This is a genomic window from Methylobacterium nigriterrae, assembly GCF_037106235.1.
Lineage (GTDB): Bacteria > Pseudomonadota > Alphaproteobacteria > Rhizobiales > Beijerinckiaceae > Methylobacterium > Methylobacterium nigriterrae.
The window spans coordinates 1-18,758 of the sequence record NZ_JBAWTG010000044.1 but is presented as its reverse complement, the minus strand read 5'-3'; the positions used below and the strand labels follow the sequence as shown (position 1 = coordinate 18,758).

14 protein-coding genes and 1 pseudogene are annotated in these 18,758 nt (G+C 65.5%); 2 read left to right on the top strand and 13 right to left on the bottom strand.

All coding sequences use genetic code 11. The features are described 5' to 3' along the window. Nucleotides 1-376: 376 nt before the first annotated feature. Nucleotides 377-1,903 (top strand): MFS transporter, encoded by a 1,527-nt coding sequence (locus WDW90_RS20725; protein WP_336489361.1) that lies wholly within the window; start codon nucleotides 377-379, stop codon nucleotides 1,901-1,903. A 623-nt stretch (nucleotides 1,904-2,526) separates the two neighbouring features. Here the strand turns inward: WDW90_RS20725 and WDW90_RS20720 are convergent. Further along, nucleotides 2,527-2,751, bottom strand: a complete 225-nt coding sequence (locus WDW90_RS20720) for a hypothetical protein (RefSeq protein WP_336489386.1) — start codon at nucleotides 2,749-2,751, stop codon at nucleotides 2,527-2,529. Nucleotides 2,752-2,779: 28 nt separating this feature from the next. Here WDW90_RS20720 and WDW90_RS20715 point away from each other — a divergent pair. After that, a pseudogene (locus WDW90_RS20715) lies at nucleotides 2,780-3,297 on the top strand (DDE-type integrase/transposase/recombinase); the annotation flags it as partial. 154 nt (nucleotides 3,298-3,451) lie between these two features. Here the strand turns inward: WDW90_RS20715 and WDW90_RS20710 are convergent. The 12 genes from WDW90_RS20710 to WDW90_RS40770 form a co-directional block, all read right to left on the bottom strand. Next, a complete protein-coding gene (locus WDW90_RS20710; RefSeq protein WP_336489360.1) occupies nucleotides 3,452-4,282 on the bottom strand; it encodes an FkbM family methyltransferase in 831 nt (276 codons plus the stop codon). 338 nt (nucleotides 4,283-4,620) lie between these two features. Next, nucleotides 4,621-5,427, bottom strand: a complete 807-nt coding sequence (locus tag WDW90_RS20705; protein WP_336489359.1) for a methyltransferase domain-containing protein — start codon at nucleotides 5,425-5,427, stop codon at nucleotides 4,621-4,623. A gap of 3 nt (nucleotides 5,428-5,430) precedes the next feature. Continuing rightward, complete coding sequence (locus WDW90_RS20700; protein ID WP_336489358.1) at nucleotides 5,431-6,615, bottom strand: lipid II:glycine glycyltransferase FemX; 1,185 nt, start codon at nucleotides 6,613-6,615, stop codon at nucleotides 5,431-5,433. 444 nt (nucleotides 6,616-7,059) lie between these two features. Beyond that, nucleotides 7,060-8,376, bottom strand: a complete 1,317-nt coding sequence (locus WDW90_RS20695) for a nucleotide sugar dehydrogenase (RefSeq protein ID WP_336489357.1) — start codon at nucleotides 8,374-8,376, stop codon at nucleotides 7,060-7,062. Between the two features lie 49 nt (nucleotides 8,377-8,425). Further along, nucleotides 8,426-9,592, bottom strand: coding sequence for a glycosyltransferase family 4 protein (locus WDW90_RS20690; protein ID WP_336489356.1), 1,167 nt, complete (start codon nucleotides 9,590-9,592; stop codon nucleotides 8,426-8,428). Nucleotides 9,593-9,787: 195 nt separating this feature from the next. Continuing rightward, nucleotides 9,788-11,125, bottom strand: a complete 1,338-nt coding sequence (locus WDW90_RS20685; protein ID WP_336489355.1) for a hypothetical protein — start codon at nucleotides 11,123-11,125, stop codon at nucleotides 9,788-9,790. Nucleotides 11,126-11,135: 10 nt separating this feature from the next. Next, on the bottom strand, nucleotides 11,136-12,854 hold the full coding sequence (gene murJ / locus WDW90_RS20680; RefSeq protein WP_336489354.1) for a murein biosynthesis integral membrane protein MurJ: 1,719 nt from the start codon (nucleotides 12,852-12,854) through the stop codon (nucleotides 11,136-11,138). Nucleotides 12,855-12,867: 13 nt separating this feature from the next. Continuing rightward, nucleotides 12,868-13,893 (bottom strand): lipid II:glycine glycyltransferase FemX, encoded by a 1,026-nt coding sequence (locus tag WDW90_RS20675; protein ID WP_336489353.1) that lies wholly within the window; start codon nucleotides 13,891-13,893, stop codon nucleotides 12,868-12,870. Nucleotides 13,894-13,942: 49 nt separating this feature from the next. Further along, nucleotides 13,943-14,659, bottom strand: a complete 717-nt coding sequence (locus WDW90_RS20670) for a sugar transferase (RefSeq protein ID WP_336489352.1) — start codon at nucleotides 14,657-14,659, stop codon at nucleotides 13,943-13,945. 23 nt (nucleotides 14,660-14,682) lie between these two features. Next, nucleotides 14,683-15,873 (bottom strand): DegT/DnrJ/EryC1/StrS family aminotransferase, encoded by a 1,191-nt coding sequence (locus WDW90_RS20665; protein ID WP_336489351.1) that lies wholly within the window; start codon nucleotides 15,871-15,873, stop codon nucleotides 14,683-14,685. Further along, nucleotides 15,870-17,024, bottom strand: coding sequence for a Gfo/Idh/MocA family protein (locus tag WDW90_RS20660; protein ID WP_336489350.1), 1,155 nt, complete (start codon nucleotides 17,022-17,024; stop codon nucleotides 15,870-15,872). The genes WDW90_RS20665 and WDW90_RS20660 overlap by 4 nt, the downstream gene beginning before the upstream one ends. 108 nt (nucleotides 17,025-17,132) lie before the next feature. Then, nucleotides 17,133-17,936: a tyrosine-protein kinase family protein gene (locus WDW90_RS40770; protein ID WP_431311090.1), complete on the bottom strand. Its 804-nt coding sequence runs from the start codon at nucleotides 17,934-17,936 to the stop codon at nucleotides 17,133-17,135. Between the last annotated feature and the right edge of the window lie 822 nt (nucleotides 17,937-18,758).

Sequence of the window (18,758 nt, the reverse complement as noted above, 5' to 3'; positions counted from 1 at the left end):
GTCCAAAGCCAGCCAGTCAGGTCACATCGCCTCAGCCCGAATCATAGGTCCGGGTTGCGCCACGAGCGGGCGTTCGGCCGGCCCGCTTTGAACGGCCGATGTGTGGTTTGAAGCGGCCATTCGCTGGCTGAGCGTCATGGAGCTGTCGGTGCTGCGTGCCGCGACCGCACTCCGAAAAGATCATGCGTGCTTGCCACCTGAGCGATCGGACATGATCCGGTCAAGCCGGAAATGTTGAAGATCCGCAACGACTCCGCCAAGGTTTTCGCTTCTGTTCCAGTCCATAACCGAACCGTGACGCTCGCTCGCAGGCTCTCGACTTGAAGATGAGGGATTTATCGGCGTCCACTATCGACACCAGAGCCAGGAGGTCGGCATGGACGGGCAGGTTCCTGTTGCAGAAGAAGCGCAAGGTCAGCGCAACAGGTTCTTGCAGGAGCCGACACCGGTCGGCTTCCTGACCCGGATCGGCGCTTACCCCTGGCTCGTCGTCTGCACCACCTGCCTCGGAGCCTTTGCTGGGCAGGTGGATGCCAGCATCGTACAACTGGGACTGCCGGCCCTGGAGCATGCTTTCGACGCGACACTCGACCAAGTGAGTTGGGTCGCGGTGGCCTACAGCCTCTCCTTCGCCGCTGTGCTGCCCGTCTATGCCCGGCTCGCCGAGATTGCCGGGCGCAAGCTGATGTATCTCCTCGGCTTTGCGCTGTTCGGGTTGTTCTCGGCGCTCTGCGGCTTTGCGCCGAGTCTGCCGTGGCTGATTGCCTTCCGGGCGCTGCAAGGCGTCAGCGGAGCCCTGCTCGGGGCAAACAGCGTCGTGATCTTAGTGGCCGCCGCAGGACCTGCACGACGCGGGCGGGCTATGGGCCTGTTTGCTGCTGCGCAAGCCATTGGCGTCAGCGTGGGCCCCGCGCTGGGTGGCGTGCTGTTAGGAAGCCTCAGCTGGCACTGGATCTTCTGGGTGACCGTGCCGGTCGCCGCTCTCGGAGCGGTGCTGGGCTGGCTGCTCGTGCCAGTGAGCACGCAGATGAGCGAGGAGACCGCGTTCGATTGGCCTGGTGCGTTGCTGCTGATCCCAGCCCTGACCGGGCTGATGATGGTGCTCACGAAGCTGAATGCCTGGGGACCTCTCTCGCCCGGCCTCCTCGCCTGCGCGGCCTCAGCGCTCGTGTTCCTCACGAGTTTTGTCTGGTGGGAGCGGCGGACTTCAGCACCACTGGTTGACCTCAGCCTGTTTCAGTCCCGCGCCTTCTCCGGCGGGAGCGTGGCCGTGCTGCTCTCCTACGCCATGCTCTATGGGATGTTCTTCGCCATGTCGTTCGCGCTGGTACGCGGCTACCACGACGGACCGCTGGGAGCAGGGCTGCGCCTGACGATCGTGCCCGTCTCACTCGGCTTGGTTGCGCCCTTCAGCGGCAGCCTATCGCAGCGATGGCCGCGTCTCGTGATGCTGGGCGGCATGGCGCTGTGTCTTGCTGCGGCCGTTGGGCTCAGTCAGGTGCTCACGGGTAATCCGGGTAGCGAGCCAGCCATGATGACCGCGCTTGCGGTGTACGGGGCGGGTCTGGGGCTGTTCATCGCTCCGAACAACAGCGCCACGCTGAGTGCCGCGCCTGCCGAGCACGCCGGACAAGCTGGCGGGCAGTTGAACCTGATGCGGGCATTCGGGACAGCGACAGGTGTGGCGGCGGCCTCCACACTGCTGGCCTGGCGGCTGGAATTGGCGACAGGCGTGCGTGGGCGAACGATCGGGGTAAGTGAACAAGCGCTGCTGGGAGCAGTGCACGATGTGATGCTGCTTCTGGCTGCCTTGGCAGTCGCGGCAGCAGTCGCTTCCTCGCTGAGTGCCCGGAAGGACTCGGCTGGGGTGATCGCCGGAACAACGCCACCGCTTCGGCACTGACACCGAATGACGGGGTTGATGTTTCGGCCACTGCTGCCAGTCCTGTTCACGCATTGGGCGTTAAGGAGCTGCACGGACGCGCAAGGCCGTTTATGGAAGCGGGCCGGGGAGCGCCCTCTCACAAGGCTCAACCCAGCCCGCCGCAACGCTATCGCTGAGCGACCGCGTGCATCAGCAGTGAACCAAAGCCCGGCAAAAATACAACTGCTAGTTGTGTTTATGACGATACCACTGCTCTCGGTAGTGGCGCGCTGCTCAAGGCAGCGTGAGTTTGCAGGACAAGAGGTCACCGACCGCAACACGCGCTGCGAGGGGGCGAGAAAGGCGCGCGTGCGGCCGGTGCCTGCCACTCAGCTGCTAGCCAGAGCGCGTGACGATGCTGCGCCCGATCGTTGGTGCCAGCAACTGTTGAGATCGAACGGGGCCTTCAATGCGCGCGAGGTCGCGAATTCGCGTAACCTCCCCGTTTCCCTTCGCGTAAGCGCCGCATGGAAACGAAAAAGTGGCCCTCCGGAAAGTGCTCGGAAGTTCAGTAAGCCGGCGGCGCATTCCTCTCGCGCTTGACGGGCACGAAGCCGAGCGGTGCGGGCCCGCGCTCAGCGACATGGCGCAGGGCGACCAGCTCATGGTTTCGCCCCCGTCCTCGCTTCGAGCGTCCGTTGCTGGCGGCGCAGATCCTCCAGATCGTCCCTGATGCGCCGCAGCCGCGCCTCGGCCTCGGTGAGATCGGCTCCGACCGTCATCAGTGCCAAGAGTCCGACCGTCTCCGCCCGCGCGCACATCTCAGCCCTGCCGATCCGGTCCTTCACGTCGCCCAGCATCGCCTCCCTGGTCGCCGCCGTCGTCATCGCTGCCCCTGTCTGCCGTCAGCACGCTTGGTACCTGTCGACCGTGCTGGACGACTTCTCGCGCTACATCGTGGCGTGGAAGCTGTGCGCGACGATGCAGGGCAGCGACGTCACCGCCACGCTCGACCTGGCGTTGACCGCCGCCGGGCTCGATCAGGTGCAGGTCGTGCACCGGCCACGGCTTCTCACCGACAACGGATCGAGCGACGTCGCGGGTGACTTGGCCGACTGGCTCGGCAGCCGCGGCATGACCCACATCCGCGGTGCGCCCCGCCATCCTCAGACGAGAGGGCAAGATCGAGCGCTGGCACCTGACGCTGAGGAATCGCATCCTGCTCGAACACGCCTCCCTGCCCGGCGGGCTGGAGGCGCGAGTCGCCACCTTTCGAGCACGACAACCATCTTCGAGCTCACGAGAGCCTGGGAAATCTTATCCTCGCCGATGTCTACCTCGGCCGCGGCGAGGCCATCCTGCGCGAGCGGGCGCAGATCAAACGCCAGACTCTCATGGATCGCCGCTTGGGCCACCATGCGCAGGCTGCCTAACCTCTCACCTCAGATGGACCAGAGCCTCCGCTCCTGAACCCCGCCAACTGTCTCCAATCATCTGACGACGGACAATTCGGTCTTTCGGCGGAGCCGTCGGCCAAAATGTGGATCCGTGCGTCCTCGCTGGGCCGTTGCGACCGCAGAGCCTCCTTCATTTGTCGGCGCGCAGACCGGCTATTTGCGGAGTTTTCGAAGAATGGACGAGAAGCACGTCGGTCTGCCGCATGCCTGCGCGCGGCGCGAACAGCTTTTCGCCGTCGTTGTAGAAAGGTTGATAGCCGCGCTCATACAGACCTGTCAGCCATGGCCGCTCGAGCGGCGTCTCAAGGTAGAGCGTGGGAAGCAGGCGGTCGATCGTGGCTAGCCCCCCGCTGATGACCCGGCTCTCGGCGCCCTCCGTGTCGACCTTGATGAAATCTATACGATCCAACCCAAGGGCCATTGTGAAGGCATCGATGGTATTCGTTTTGACTGCCTCGGCTTGGTAGCTGACGTTGTCGTAGACCGTCTTGCTTCCCTCGAGCACCGCGAGCGCTCCATCCCGAAAACCGCCGTTCATCACGGGAACGTGGATGATTTCGGTGCCAACCGCGTCGCATAGAGCTTCCTCGTGAACGCTGATGTTGCCCAGGCGCAGCCAGCGCTTGGCCCGCCGTAATCCCATCGCGCTTTCATGGAGAGGTTCGAATGAATAGATGCGTCCGTCCGGAAACTGCCGGGCCACGCGCAACGCGAACTGTCCCATGTTCGCGCCGACGTCGAGTAACGTGGGGTCCTTTTTGCCGATGATTTTCGGCAGCAAAGGGATGATCCGGTCGTAGACGCAGATCGATCTCAAGAGCGACGCTTCGACCGCCAATTTGATCGACTTCACATGGAGCAGAATGCGGTCGTCGCGCAGGATCATTTTGCTTGCTATTTTCAGTGCGCGGTGAGTGGACGCCAAGTTCTTCGGCTTCAGGTCGATCGCAAGGTTTGCCATCCTCGTCCTCCTCCCGTGATTGTTGAAGGCGACATTCGCCGACGGACGAGGCCATGACCTCGTGCCGATCCCTTCGGTTGGCCTCGGCCGTTCCAGTCCACATGCGGCCCGCAATGGGCGTCCGCCGGCATCCCCGCGCGACCTCACAGATCTCACCGGGCCACGAACACGATCCAAGGACTGATTGCGGGAAGACGCCGAAACCTGATCTGGGATTCAATAGACGTGCACGCCGGCATAAGCGGCGATTCACTGAAGCGTGAAAATGGGAACCAATATATTCCCTCCTCGCGCGGCACCCGGAAGCCGGCCCGTCAAAGCTCGCGTCCCTGGCGGAATTAGTGAGTGATAAAATAGTCGAACACATTGCAGGTGGCGGCAAGAAAAAATGCCGGGTGTATATTCTCCGCGAGCGCTTGCTGTTGAAGGCACCCGCCGTCCGGAACGGTCCGCTGCCCGCGGGAGTCGGCCGGCTCGACCTCGTAGAACTGCACCACCTTGGTGCGATGCCATGCCGCTTCGGGCCGCCACGACAGCCACAAGGTCTCCGCGGCACGGAAGCGCCGCATGGATTCGACCAGCGCGTGCTCGCGCGGATTGGCGTAGGCCAGGCGGAGCCGCCGCGGCTTGCGGTCGAAGGATTCGAGCACGCGGGTCAGCGCGGACTCCAGGACCTCGCCACGGAACGGATTGTAGAGAAACACGACGGTGACGTCGTCGGGCACATGGTAGGTCGTCGCGTCGGCGTGGACGATCTCCGGACGTACCGTGCATCGACGCAGCCGACGCGCGTTGTGCTGGGCCAGCGCGCATAGCCGCTCGTCGATGTCGATGCCGATGACGCGGGAGAACGGATATTGCGCCGCGACGCAGGTCGCGCGTCCCGCCCCGCAGCCCATGTCGAGGAGCACGTCCTTCCGGGTCGGCTCGAGCCTGCGCATCAGCCGCCGCATGCCGAGATAGGAGATCGCTCCGAAGCTATACAGCCGATCTTCGCCCCGCGCCCGCCTCAGCTCCCGGGCCACGTCCTCGTCGCCGGTCATGATGCCCAACCGCCGGTCCCACATCCTCGCGGCGGCGCGGCTCGCGGGAAGATAGGCGGGGCGGACGATGCGGATGCATGCCGAAACCAGACTTCCGATCATGGCCTAACCTTTCCTGGAGATGGCGCCCCCGATGGACGCGGACACGGCGCCGGAGAACCGCCCGTTGCGGAGATATTGCGTCAGACGCCGCGCCTTCGGACTGGCGAGCAGGCTCTGAGTCGCCGTACCGAAGGCAAGGTGGGCGGCCGGGGGCAGGAGCAGGAAGCGCGCACGCGGCATCAGCAGTGGCGTCCCGCCGAATCCCAGCTTGTAGAAACTATGCGAGCGGTAGAAGGCCTCCGGCAGCGGGCGGCCGGAGGCGAGGCACTCGGCGGCATGCCGGTCGAAGCCGCCGAAATCGTAGAAGCGGTCGCCGGTGCTCCGTGCCCAGCGCATAGCGGCCCAGTGCACCGCGTCGGGGGCGTAGGGCGGCGCCGGCCCGGCCGCGTCCCATCCCGCCAACTTGAACGTCGTGACGCCCCCGAAGCGCGTGATCCAGATCCCGGCCGCGGCGACCCCGCGGTGCCGGCCGATGAACATGGAGCAGTTCGCTGTCGGCGCAAGCAGCTCCCATTGCGCCCGCAGATTGTCGTAGGCGGCCGGCACGAAGCCCTGGCGGGCCGCCGTCGCGGAGTGGAGACGATGGAACAGCTGGATGTCGTCGTCCTGGCGCACCTCCAGGTCGGAGCGGAGCGCCTTGCGCAGGTTGCGGCGTCGCATCGCGCTCATCGCACCCATGAGTTCGTCGTCGCTGCGGGTGATGTCGAGGCGTATCGTCGCCTCGGGGGCGACGCTGGACACTCCCGGAAGAAAGCCGAGACCGGTCATCGCATCCTCGAGCGCATCCGCGCCTTCGGGCGGCTGAACGATCAGGAACCTTACCCCGCGCCGTCGCGCATGCGCCACGGTCTCACGAAGCACCGCGGGCGCCGCGTCCGGGTCGGCCGCAAACAACAACGGACCGCGCGGGACGAAGGCGACGGAGCAGGCCGGCGCAAGGCGCTTGACGTACATCTGGCAGCCGCCCTGCAGCTCCCGACCCGCCGTCGCGACCGTGATCTGCCAGGCGCGGAAGCCGAGCCGCTGCCTCGACGCCGCCCAGAGGCTCGTCTGGGCCAGGTCGCCTCCGCCCGCTTCGACCATCGCGTCCCACGCCGGATCGATGGCGGCATCCCGGCACGTGACCGCATAGGCATGTCCTTCGATGTCGATGCCAGTGCCCCGCGTCAGGCCTGCGGCATATCTCATGGTGCAACAGCTCCGCGTTGCGGCAGAACTTGTGGGGTCCCCGTTTCCGTCCAGCGCGGCCTTCCGCATCGCACGGCTATCTTACGACCACCGCTCTCCGGGGCTCCGCCCTCCACCGCCACGGCGGCGAACGCGGCGCGGCCGTGCGCATCCACGTATGGGGCTCCCGATCGCCCGGCCAGTCCGGCTCCGGGCCTCAGTCATAAAATCGCTCCGCAGTTGTCCCGTCGTCGAAGAGGCAGCAGCCCGCTGTCGGGGCGACCTTTCGACGTCCATTTCGGAGGTATCGTGTGGCTCTGCGCGCGGCCGAACCAGCGAACAGGCGCTGCGTCGCCCGACCCGATCCGAAACCGGCGCTTTCAGGCGGAAACGCGATGTCCGCCTCGATGCACGTCTGCCACGTGAGTGCGCCCCGTCGCGCCGCGGCCGAAGCTTTCCGCCGGACTACCAGCATATGCCATGGTACGACTCGCCTCCCACTCGCTGCAGCGAACCGGACCCCGCGAGGTCTACGATGAGCTGCCCGTCGTAGTGCTTCTCGATCGCCGCTATCTCGCCGGAACCGGCATGGCCGACGACGATGATCTCCATGCCGTCCATCGCGGACTCGGGCGAGGGGGCCATGAGACTCTCCAGATGGGGGATCTCCCGCTCGATGAAATCGCGGTTCTTGCCCGTCAGCCGCGAAAGCTGGACGTGACGATCGAAGATGCGAATCGGGTAACCCTTCCCGATCAGCCGTTCTGCCAGCGCCACCAGAGGTGATTCCCGCAGATCGTCGGTGTTGGGCTTGAACGCCAGGCCGAACAGCGCCACGGAACGCCGACCGTTGCCAGAGATCAGCTTGTAGGCCCGCTCGAGGTGCGCTTCGTTGCTCACCAGAATCTGCTCCAGAAGAGGTAGCTTGACGTCGCTCGTCCTGCCCAGCCGGACGAGCGCCCGCGTATCCTTCGGCAGGCAGGAGCCGCCGAAGGCGAACCCGGGCAGAAGATAGGCCCCCGACAGGTTCAGCTGACGGTCCTGGCAAAACACCTCCGTGACGCGCCTGCTGTCGATTCCCTTCGCCTTCAGCAGGCTTCCGACTTCGTTGGCGAAGGTAATCTTGAGGGCGTGATAAGTGTTGCTGACGTATTTGACCGCTTCGGCTATGCCGCAGCTAGTGCGGATGACGGGTGCCTGAACGTCCCGGTAGATCTCCTCGACGAGCAGAGGTCCGTTTTCGGAAACGCTTCCGACGATGTTGAACGGTGCGTGGTAAAAGTCGCGGAGCGCGCTGCCTTCTCGAAGAAACTCCGGATTGCAGCAGAGCTCAAGCTCGTCGCCGATGCGGCGCCTGGATTCCGCCTCCAGGATCGGCACTAAGCGCGACTCGGTCGTGCCGGGCGGCACCGTCGACCGGATTACGACGGCATGCGACCCGCCCTTGGAACGCAGGGCCGTGCCAATCTGCGCCATCACCTCCTCCACGGCATCGAGTGAGACGCCCCCGCTGCCGTCGCTCGGCGTTCCGACGCAGACGATGGAGACGTCGCTGGACAGGATCGCTGCCGCGGCGTCCTGCGTTGCAGACAGCATCCCTCCCTCGACCACGGCTGCGATCCTGTCCTGCAATTCCGGTTCGACCACCGGCGCCTTGCCGTCGTTGATCAGGTCGACTTTGCCGCGGTTGACATCGACTCCCGTCACCCTGTGTCCCAGTTCCGCGAAACAGGTGGCGGTGACCGCGCCGACGTATCCCAAGCCGAAAAGCGAGATGTTCATGATGTTTGGTCCTCCGACGCGGTGGACGTCTTCCTCGATTCCATCGCGGCTACCGCGACGACGCCCCGGCGGCAGGCGCCAAATCGGCGCTGTCCGCCCACAGAGCGTCGTAGGCCGCGAGCAGCATCGGGACCTGGCGGTCCCAGGCTAGCTCGCGCTCGATCCGCGTCCGGCCGAGCTGTCCCATGACGGTTCGCCGCGCCGGATCGTCCAGCAGGGTTAGGATCTTTCGCGCGAAATCGACGTGATCGCCTGGACGCGCGTACAGAGAGGCCTCGCGCGCGGTGATGCTGCCCTCGGTCAGCGCGAATTGAACGACCGGCTTTCCGAGAGCCATGTACTCCATGATTTTGATCATCGTCGATCGGTCGTTCAAGGCATTGAAATCGTCGCATCCGACACAAAGATCGGCCGTGTTGAGGTATTCCAGAAGAACCTGGTCCGAGACGCGCCCCGTAAACGTAAAGTGATCGCCGACGCCGAGCGCCTTCGCCAGTCGGCGGTTGTTGTCGAGATCGGAGCCACTTCCGACGACGGCGAAATGCACGTCGCTTCTGCGGCAGTCACGAATGATGAAGGCGGCCGCCCGCACCAGATGCTGCAGCCCTTCCTGGGGCCCGATGACGCCGACATACCCGACGAGGTGCTGACATCCGTTCTTCAGCGCCGGGATCGGCGCCACGGGCCTCAAGCGCCCCAGATCCGGACCGTTGCGCACCACGAAGACGCGTGACGGATCCTTTCCGCCTCTTGCGATGGCGACTTGGCGGTAGGACTCGTTGGTGGAGATCACGATGTCGGCCGCCTTGATCGACCATCTTTCGAGCTTGGCGAGAAGCCCAAGCGGCAAATCCTTGCGGCCGAACTTTGCCTCGTAGAGTTCGGGGCAGAGATCGTGATGATCGAAGACGAGCTTCTTGGCGAAGACCGCCTTGAACAGCCCGCCGACCAGAAACAACGTGTCAGGCGGATTGCTCACATGCACCACGTCGAACCCCGATCCGACGAGCGCCCTGAAGGCGAATAGGGTTTCCCAGAACAGGGCCATGCCATATTCAATGGTGTAGCCGAGCGCCCCGGAGGCGTCCGGCAGCGCCGGATGGCGGTAAACCTCGATCCCGTCCAGCGTCTCCCGTGCCCTTTGTCCCCGCTCGCGCGGGGCAATGATGGAGACGCGATACCCGGCGTCCCTCAACGTGCAGGCCTCCTGCCACACGCGTCGGTCGAATGGGATCGGACAATTCTCGACGACGAAGAGGACGGAGCGCGGCTTGCGTCGCCCCGGACGCATCAATCCTTGCGCTCGGCTGGGGTGCGCAGGCCCTCCTTCGCCCGGAGTGTTCGGAGGCGATTGCAGTCGGGATGACATCGTCACGCTTCCCTGTGGAGACCGAGTGTTTCGCGTCGTGCTTCACGCCCTCTGCCGACTGGGCGTCGCCGTTGCCGTTCCGAAACCGCGAAGATCCCGGGCCTCGCCACGATCGAGCGATGACAGTGCGAGCAGCGGGAAGAACAGGTCGGCCGATCCGCGCAAGGTCAAATGCGGATCGAACAGCATCGTCACCAGCATCGAGACGAGGTACGCGAACGCGGACGTTGCCGCAGCGCCGATGGCATCGGTTCGTTGCCGCGCGATATCGCGCAGAATTCTCAGCGATACGGCGGCGAAAAAGCCAAAGGCGATCAGGAACGGGATGCCGCCGATCCACAACAGCCAGAGATATCCGCTTTCGAGGTATACCCACTCTCGCCAGCTTTCGAATGCTGCGATGCGCGGGCTGGGGCGGACGCCAAGAAGCCAGTTGCCGCCGTCGAACAGGTCGGGGAAGTAGTACGTCGTGAGGTTGCTCCAGCGGCCGGCCCAACTGGAGGGAAGCTCCTGGTCTTGGAAACCTTCGAGCCGTACCGCGATCACCGGGCGCATCAGGGGTGCCGCCACGCAACCGCAGGCGATGCCGATCCGCAGCACTTGGTCGAAGCGACCTGTCACGAAGGCGAAGGCGAGAAGCCCCACGACCAGTCCGAGATAGCCCGAGAACTCACCAGCAGCGATGCAGCCCCCTAGCAGCACGAGGGTGGCGAGGAGCGGGAAGACGGGCCATCGCGCCGTCCGGGCGAGGCAAAGCGCGATGACGACGTTCATGACCATGATGTCCGCGAGGCCGAACGCCGTCGCCAGCGTCGACGTCGCGCGTTCGACCAAGATGTCCGTGTGCCCCTCGAACGGCTGGTCGAAATTGGCGAGCAGGAATTCGGCGACCCCGAGAACGTTGCCGACCTGGAGAAGGCCGACCGCTGCCACCAGGACGCCGGACAGCACCGACAGCGCGAGACAGACCTCGACCTGTCTCGGCGTCGCGACCGCATAACGGAACACCCGGAACAGAGCGTAGTATTTGATCAGCACGACGGCGTAGAGCAGGTCGTCCTCGGAAAGTGGCAGTCCGCGGACGTAGCGCCACAGAACCGGGGCGACCGAACCGGTGGCGACGAGAAGAAGGAGAGACGTGTCCAGCTCGTCGAAGGAGCGCTCGTCGCGACCCCGGCGGACCTGGAGCATGCTGCGGATGCAGAGGCAGAAAGCGACGAAAGCGAGCAGCACTTCGCTGGGACGAAGCATGGAGCCGAGCTGGCCGCGCGCGATCCCCGCGATCAGAGGACTGACCAGGAGAATGGCGTAGGCACCATATTCCGGCCGGGCGACGACGATCGGCACGGCGATGAACCCGAAGATCGCGGCGGTCAGCATCGCCTGCCCGTCACCCCTCGTCCATCGGCTGCTCCGCTTCGCGCGGCCGCGATGAAGTTGTGTACGCGTGCCCGGCCGAGAACCACCCGAACAGAGGCAATCGGCCAATCATCGGAAATAGTAATTCGAGTTCGAGCGAGCCGCGAAGGCAATGCAGGACGAGATAAACGATGCCGCTGGCCGCGAGAGCGCCGATGGTGCCACCTATTGTCCTGAAGGCGGAGGCGTCGTCGGCGGCGATCCAATTCGCGACGACGACGGTCGGCACGAGGGCTGCGGCCGTGATGGCGATCTGGCCGATGCCGAGTGCGCCCGGCAGCTCGGTCGCTCCCAGGGCGCGCCGCAACCCGGCGTGCAGATACGCGCCGGCGAGGATGTTGCCTGCGGAAACGGCCGCGCCGAGCGCCCAGAGCAACTCGGGTCCGGCCAGGGTCCAGCGGGCGAGGACCACGCCCGTTCCGATCACGATCAGGCGCAGCAGCATGGCCCGTTGCGGGGCCGATTTGTCGTTGCGGGCGTAGCAGGAGGACGTCATCAGGGTCATCGCCGCATCTCCCACGATGCCGATGCCGAGCCCGCCGATGGAGGCCGCGAGCAGGGCGGTGCCGGTCGGACCGCGCATCTCGCCGAACGCCAACGCGCAGGCCAGGGTATGCGGGACGAAGGCGAACAACACGCTCGCGGGCAGAGCGAAGAAAATCAGGAGCCGCAATCCGGCCCAGTAGGTTCTGCGGAAATCGGCGAGTCTGTCGTGGTGATGGCTGCCGGAGAGCCGGGGTAGCTGCGCCGCCGCAAGCGGGACAGCGGTCAAGGTGACGGGGAAATTGCAGAGATTGGCGGCCATCTGGAACGCGATCAATCCGCCCGGGACGGAGCCCGCGCTGACGAGCGCGACCAAGAACGCGGCCCAGTACGATCCGGCATAGCCGATCAGGGAGCTTCCCTGGCGCAGGATCGTCCGGACCTCGGTTTCGCTCCAGTCGCCGGGCCGAGGCACCAGCGCGACGCCGAGCCGGTACGCTCCCCACCACTGCACGCCGGCATGTGCCGCCACGGCCGCGGTCGTGCCGAGACCGAGCAGCATGATCTGCCCGGAGCCTACCGATTCGACATCCACGCCCCTGCCGAACGTCGCCGCCGATATCGCCAGGACCGTGATGATCCCGATGTTTTCGATCGCGGGTGCCGCTGCGGCGAGCGCGAAACGTCCGTACGCCTGCTGCACGGCGACCCCGGTTCCGACGACGCCGTAGAGTACGATCTGAGGCATCTGCATCAAGGCGAGCGCGACGCCGAGCACGAGATACCGGTCGCGCACGAGCGGATCCTCGATCCCGAACGTCACCGCCCCCAGAAGCAGCGGCAGACCCAAGAGCGCAACGATGCCGGCTACCGTCAGCACGGCCGTGATCGAGCCCAGGGCCGCGTTGGCAAAGCGGCGGACCGCCGCGACGTCGTTTCCCTGAATGCATCGCACCAGCGGCGGCACCAGAAACGCCGACATCAGTACGCCCATGAGAAAGCTGTAAACGGTGACCGGAAGCGTGGAGGAGAACTGGAACAGGTTGCCGAAATAGGTGGGTCCGAACACGGCCCCCATGACGGCTACGCGTCCAAAGCCGGTGATCCGGCTCGCGAGGATGCCGATGGCCACGGTACGCGTATCGGCGGCAAGACCGTCGAGAGTTCCCCTCTCGTACTGGGTCCGCACCGCCGGCATTTTGGCCATTAGATCCGCCTCCTCAGCAGAATAATCGGTAGAAGTCGGCGCTGGCGGCCTGTGTGATTGTATCCGGCACGCCGGGGTCGGTGAGCCAATGCGAGAGCGCCTTCAACGTCCCGGTGGCGAATTGCGCGCGTGGGTCAAGATGGCCTTCCGGGATGCAGGAGAGCCGGACGATGGTCCGTTCGGTGGTCGCGAATTTGCGCTTGAAGCGCAGCAGCCCGGGCTGATCGAGGTCGGATGCGCCGAAGTCGAACAGCTTGAGGCCGCGCTCGAGGCCGAGCCTGATGCCCGCCCAGACAAGGAGGTCGTTGGGACACATGGCGCGGTCCACCGACGCGTTGAATTTGTAAAACAGCGTGTCGCCGTGGGCGAGATACACGGACCCGGCCACGGCCGTGCCGTCGAGCTCGGCCAGGAGGACCGCCAATCCTTCGTCCGCGAACGCGGCATGAAGCTGCTCGAAGAACGCGAACGGCTGGGGAAGCAGGCGATATTTCGATTTCCGGACGTGACAATGCATCCGATAGAAGACGTGCAGGTCGTCGAGGGTCCGGCTCGTCCGGATTGTTATGCCTTGCCGCTCGGCCTTCCTGATGTTCTGGCGGGCCGGACCCAGCAGCCCCTTCCAGATTTCCAGCTCCGGCCGGTCGATGCCGTGCCACGCCACCTCGCCGACTTTCGTGAAACGCTCATCCTCGACCGGAATCTGATTGCGAAGGCAGCGCAATGTGACCGGGACACCGGATGCGATCAGCGGGGCGACGAGCTCGCGCCAAGTCTCGACGTCGCCTGCGAGCGGATCGCAATAGTCCGAAAACGGGCTGCAGACGATCCGCTCGCCTCTGAGATCGCAGATCTGCGAGAACAGGAGCGCTCCGTCGGCTTTTTCCGAGGGTCCATCGCTCAGCATCGAGGCCGACACCTCGAAGCCATATGTCCGGGCCACCGCCTCGGTCCAGGGTCGCGACGAGAACAGGCTGTTTAGCGGATGGTGCGCGATAGCCCGCCACATCGCTGGCTGTCCGACGATGACCTCGGCCATGGTCGTCCTCCATCGTCTCTGCCCCCTGCCGCCCGCGGGTGCTTCCGCGCTATCTGACGGTCCTGTCGAACAGGACGGCGCCGGGCGTGCGGCAGAGGATCCACAGGTCGAGAGAAAGCGACCACGAGCGCGCGTAGACGAGATCCAGTCGCAGCATCTGCGGCATCGGCAGCCGGTTCCGGCCGCTGACCTGCCAAAGCCCCGTCATGCCCGGCAGGCAGGCGTGTCTCATGCGCTGGGCGGGCGTGTACAGTTTGACCTCCCAGGGCAGTGACGGCCGGGGACCGACAAGGGACATCTCGCCCGACAGCACATTGAAAAGCTGCGGCAGCTCGTCGACGCTGAAGCGGCGAAGCAGGCGGCCGACCTTCGTGACCCGCGGATCGGCGTCCGGCTTGAAGGCGCCGTCGCTCGTTCCGGGATCCGTATTCCCCGCCAGCTCCAGGATGTTCATGCGCCTGAGGGCGGTGTCGTCCGCGTCGAGACGCATAGTCCGGAACTTGAACATGGCGAACGGGCGTTCGTGTTGGCCGATGCGGGTCTGACGGATGAGGGCCGGCCCCCGGCTGGTAAGCCGGATCAGGATGTACGCCATGAGCATCAGCGGCGAGGACAGCGCCAGGATCGGACACGCGAGCGCGAGGTCGACGGCTCGCTTGCCCAGGCGCGGCCCAGCCCGCATTTGACGCGACCGGATGCCGTGCGCCTCCCGTTCTGGATCCACGGTGGTCCACGCGTCGATCGCCAGTCGCTGGCGCGATGTCATGATCGGGTTCTCCCGACGACGGCTTATGGGACGAGTACCGTCGGCGAAAACGCCGCGACGGTATCCGGATTCGCTGCGCCGAGGACCTCCTCCGGCTCGGCGCAGGCGACGTTCTGCAGCGCGCGGGTGACGACGTCGGCAACGCGGCCGATCTGGGCATCCGTAAGATGCGGGTACAACGGGAGCGACAGGATGCGCCTGGCCGCGGCCTCTACGACCGGAAGAGACCGTTCTCTTGCCGTCGAGAATGCGGCCTGCTGGTGGCACGGGATCGGATAGTGCACGCTGGTCGATATGCCTTCGGCTGCCAGGGCCCGGCGCAGTTCGTCGCGATAGGGCGTTTGCACCACCGCGAGATGATGGCTGCTCGATGCTCCCGGCGCCGTTTCGACGAGGCGGAGCGGGAGGCCAGCGAGCGCCGCCGCGTAGGCGTCGGCCGCCCGTCTTCGGCCGGCGTTCCAGGCGTCTAGGCGCTTGAGCTTGACCGACAGGACCGCCGCCTGCAACGCATCCAGCCGATGATTGGCGCCGACGATGTCGTGACAGTGCGGATCGTCGGGCGCGCGTCCGTGGTTGCTCAGACGGCGTATTCTCTCGGCGAGAGCGCCGTCGTCGGTGACCACCGCGCCAGCGTCGCCGAAGGCGCCCAGGTTCTTCCCCGGATAGAAGCTGAAGCAGCCGAGGTGCGACAGCCCGCCGGCCTTGCGTCCTCTCCAGAGCGCGCCGTGAGCCTGCGCGGCGTCTTCGACGACGGCAATTCCGGCCGATGAAGCGGTCGCGTCGATTCCGTCCATGTCGGCCGTTTGGCCGTACAGATGGACGACGATCACCGCGGCGGTCCTGGGCGTGATCGCCCGCGCGACGATGTCCGGGGTGACGAGAAGGGTCGCGGGATCCACGTCGACGAACACGACTTCGGCGCCGGTCGCGACCGCCGCTGCCGCGGTGGCGATGAACGTGTTGGCGGGAACGATCACCTCGTCGCCCCGGCCGATGCCCAGCGCGGTCAGCGCGAGTTCGACGGCGGCCGTTCCGCTCCCCACCCCGACGCAATGGCCGGTGTTGCAGTAACGCGCCCATTCCCGTTCGAAGTTTTCGACCGCCTCGCCGCCGATGAAGCGGCCGGATCGGCTGATCCGGCGCCAAACGTCGTCGAGTTCGTCCCGCACTTCGTCGTGCATGGCTTCCAGGTCGATGAAGGGGATGTTCATCATGAGATCCCCATGGAAGCGCAGTTGGCCTGGCGGGAGCGCGCGAACGAATTCGACACACTCACCGGCCGGCCCTCCCGGATCGACTGATGGAGCGCTTCGAGAATCGCGACAATCGACAGTCCGGTCATCCAGTCGGTCTCTGGTTCAGTCCGCGTGCGGATGCTATCTATGAAATGCTTGTCCTGGAGTGCGAGCGGCTCGTCGGGCCGGATGTAGGGCACGATCATGTCGCCGTAACGGTACGCCGGCGGTCGCTCGTGCAACGGAGGCCCGTCGAGATGGCCCTCCAGTCCGCAATCGTAGATCCGCAGCCGGTCTTCGCTGAGGTCGTCGTAGATCGCCATCTTCTCGCTGCCGACCACCGTCACAGTCCGGGTCTTGCGCGGATCGAGCCAGGAAACGTGCGCGTAGCCGGTCACCTCGGGCTCCCGATATTCGAGGCGCAGATAGGCGAGGTCGTGTACGTCTCCGAAGGCGAGCGAAGCGCCCCACGCCATCACCGAGTCGGGCCGGGAGTCGAGCAGGTAGTTCAGGATCGAGACGTCGTGCGGCGCGAGATCCCAGACGACGTTGACGTCTGGGCGATATAGCCCGAGGTTCAGTCTGGCCGAGTGGATGTAGTAGATCTTGCCGAGCTCGCCCGAGACCATCCGCCGCCGCAGCTCGCGCACGGCGGGATTGAACTGGAACGTGTGTCCGACCATCGTGATTCGATCCGACAGACGCGCGGCCTCCACGAGCGATTCGGCCTCGCCCAAAGACGTGACCAGCGGCTTCTCCACGAGCACGTGTTTGCCCTCGCGCACTGCCATGAGCGCGAGTTCGCCATGGGTCTGTGGCGGCGTGGCAATCACCACCGCATCCACGTGCGGCAACGCTGCCTCCAGGCTGCGGAAGGCCCGGGTCCCGGGAAAGACGCGTTGCATGTTGTCGCACAGTGCGACGTCGCGCTCGATCAGTGAGAGTTCCGCGACGCCGGGCGTCGCGCTGAGCACGCGGACGTGCTTCGCGCCCCAATAGCCGCATCCAACGACGCCGACGCGCACCTCGCGCTGGTGGACGGCACTCGGCCGGTCGCGGGCGACCCGGACCGCCCCGTTACCGTGCCATCGGATCGGATCGGATTTTCGGCCATCTTCTTTTGAGATCATCGGCGCGACCTCCGGAAGTGCTTGAGTAAGACGTGACGAGAACTAAGACTTGGGCGGGAAGATCGCGAAGTCGGGAGATGCGGGACTGTAGACGGCCGGATCGGGCCGCTAATACCAGCCTGAGCCGCGCGGCACCTTGTTGACGAAGGTACCGACGACCCGCTCGGTGATCTGGTCGCACCGAGCCGACACCGCCTCAAGATCGGCAATCTTGGTGCGGCCCCATTCCGCGACGAGGACGAAGAAATCGAGATGGATCGCTGCCGCACAGGCATCCACGTGCTCGAGGACGGCGGGCAGATCGAGAACGACGTAGTCAAATTTGGAACGTGCGGCGTCGAGCATCTCGCGCATCTGACGCGAACTCAGGACGTCCGGCCGCCGAGGAACGCGGTCGAGCGGCTGGGCCAGGACGGGGAAGCCGAGGGCCGGAACGGGCTCGACGTCGGCGAGCGAGAACGTCCCTCTGTGCGCTTCCGGCAATCCCCTGTTCGACTGCGGGGCGAGCTCTCTCGTCAGCGACAGGCCGTGCAGGTCGGCATCGACGAGGAGTACGCGCGTGCCCGCGTCAGCCATCGACTTGGCGAGATTGAAGGCCAATGTCGTCTTGCCCTCGCCCGAATGCGCGGACGTGATCCCTATGCTCACCGCGCCCGAGGAGGGATCCCGGAGCGCGTCCAAGGCGAGCCTGAGCCCGATCAGCGCCTCGCCGGCGCAGGAGGGATCCTTCTCGCCGGCGAGCAGAATGCCTCTCTGTGTCGGTTGGCGGAGCCAGAACCGCAGCGGCTTGCGTCGCCAGCGCTGCTGGAGCGGGGGAAGAAACCCGAGGCATCGCAGGTCCAGGTCGCGCTCCAGCCCCTGACGCGACCGAACCGTGCCGCCGAGATGTTCGCGCGCGTAGGCGATCACCATTCCCAGGGCCCCGCCCGCCGCCACGGACGACAACAGGATCATCCCGACCGACGGCCAGCTTCTGATCAGCGGCGCCTCAGCCCAGGTGAGGACCCGCGCCTCGGTCGTCGGGAGCGTCTGCTGTTCGACGGCCCGCGAATACCCGCTGAGACTTTGGAAGCTGTCGTAGGCGCGCCTGCGGGCTTGGGCTGCGGCCATAAGATCGTGCAGGCGGGCCTGCCGCGCCGCGTTGGGCTGTCCGTGGTCGTCTTTCGAGAACTCCTCCAGCGCCCGGACAGCATCATCGGCCTCCGATTTCAATTCGCCGAGCCGGCGCTGAAACCACAGGTTTGCTCTGGTTGAACCCGCAGTCTTGGCTTCCAGCTGGTCGTCGATGTAGGCGTCGCAGATCGCGTTGGCGATGCGCGCTGCCTTCTCGGGATCGGCCGAAGTGAACCGGATCACGGCCGCGTAGCTGCGCCCGGCCAGAAAGACGTCCAGCGCGGACTCGAAGCGCTCGATCACGGTCCGTTGCCGGCGCCGTCGGGGATCAGCCGCAGCCGTAACGCCGGGGTTGATCCAGGTGGAGATGTCGGAGATCAGGCCGGGTCTGGCGAACTCCGGATCGGTCTCTAGTCCCAATTTGCTGATGACGGCACGGGCTAGCGTCTCCGACTTCAGGGTCTCGACCTGGGTTGCGATGGCCGAGGAGTCGATAGCGCTGTTCGGCGCGTCGAGCGGCGACCTAGTTGTCTGGATGCGAGACCTCCTTGGCGGCTGCAACAACCTTGAGGGCTTTCGGGAGCGCGTCCGGATCAGGCGGTTTGGTAACGGGCTTGGCGA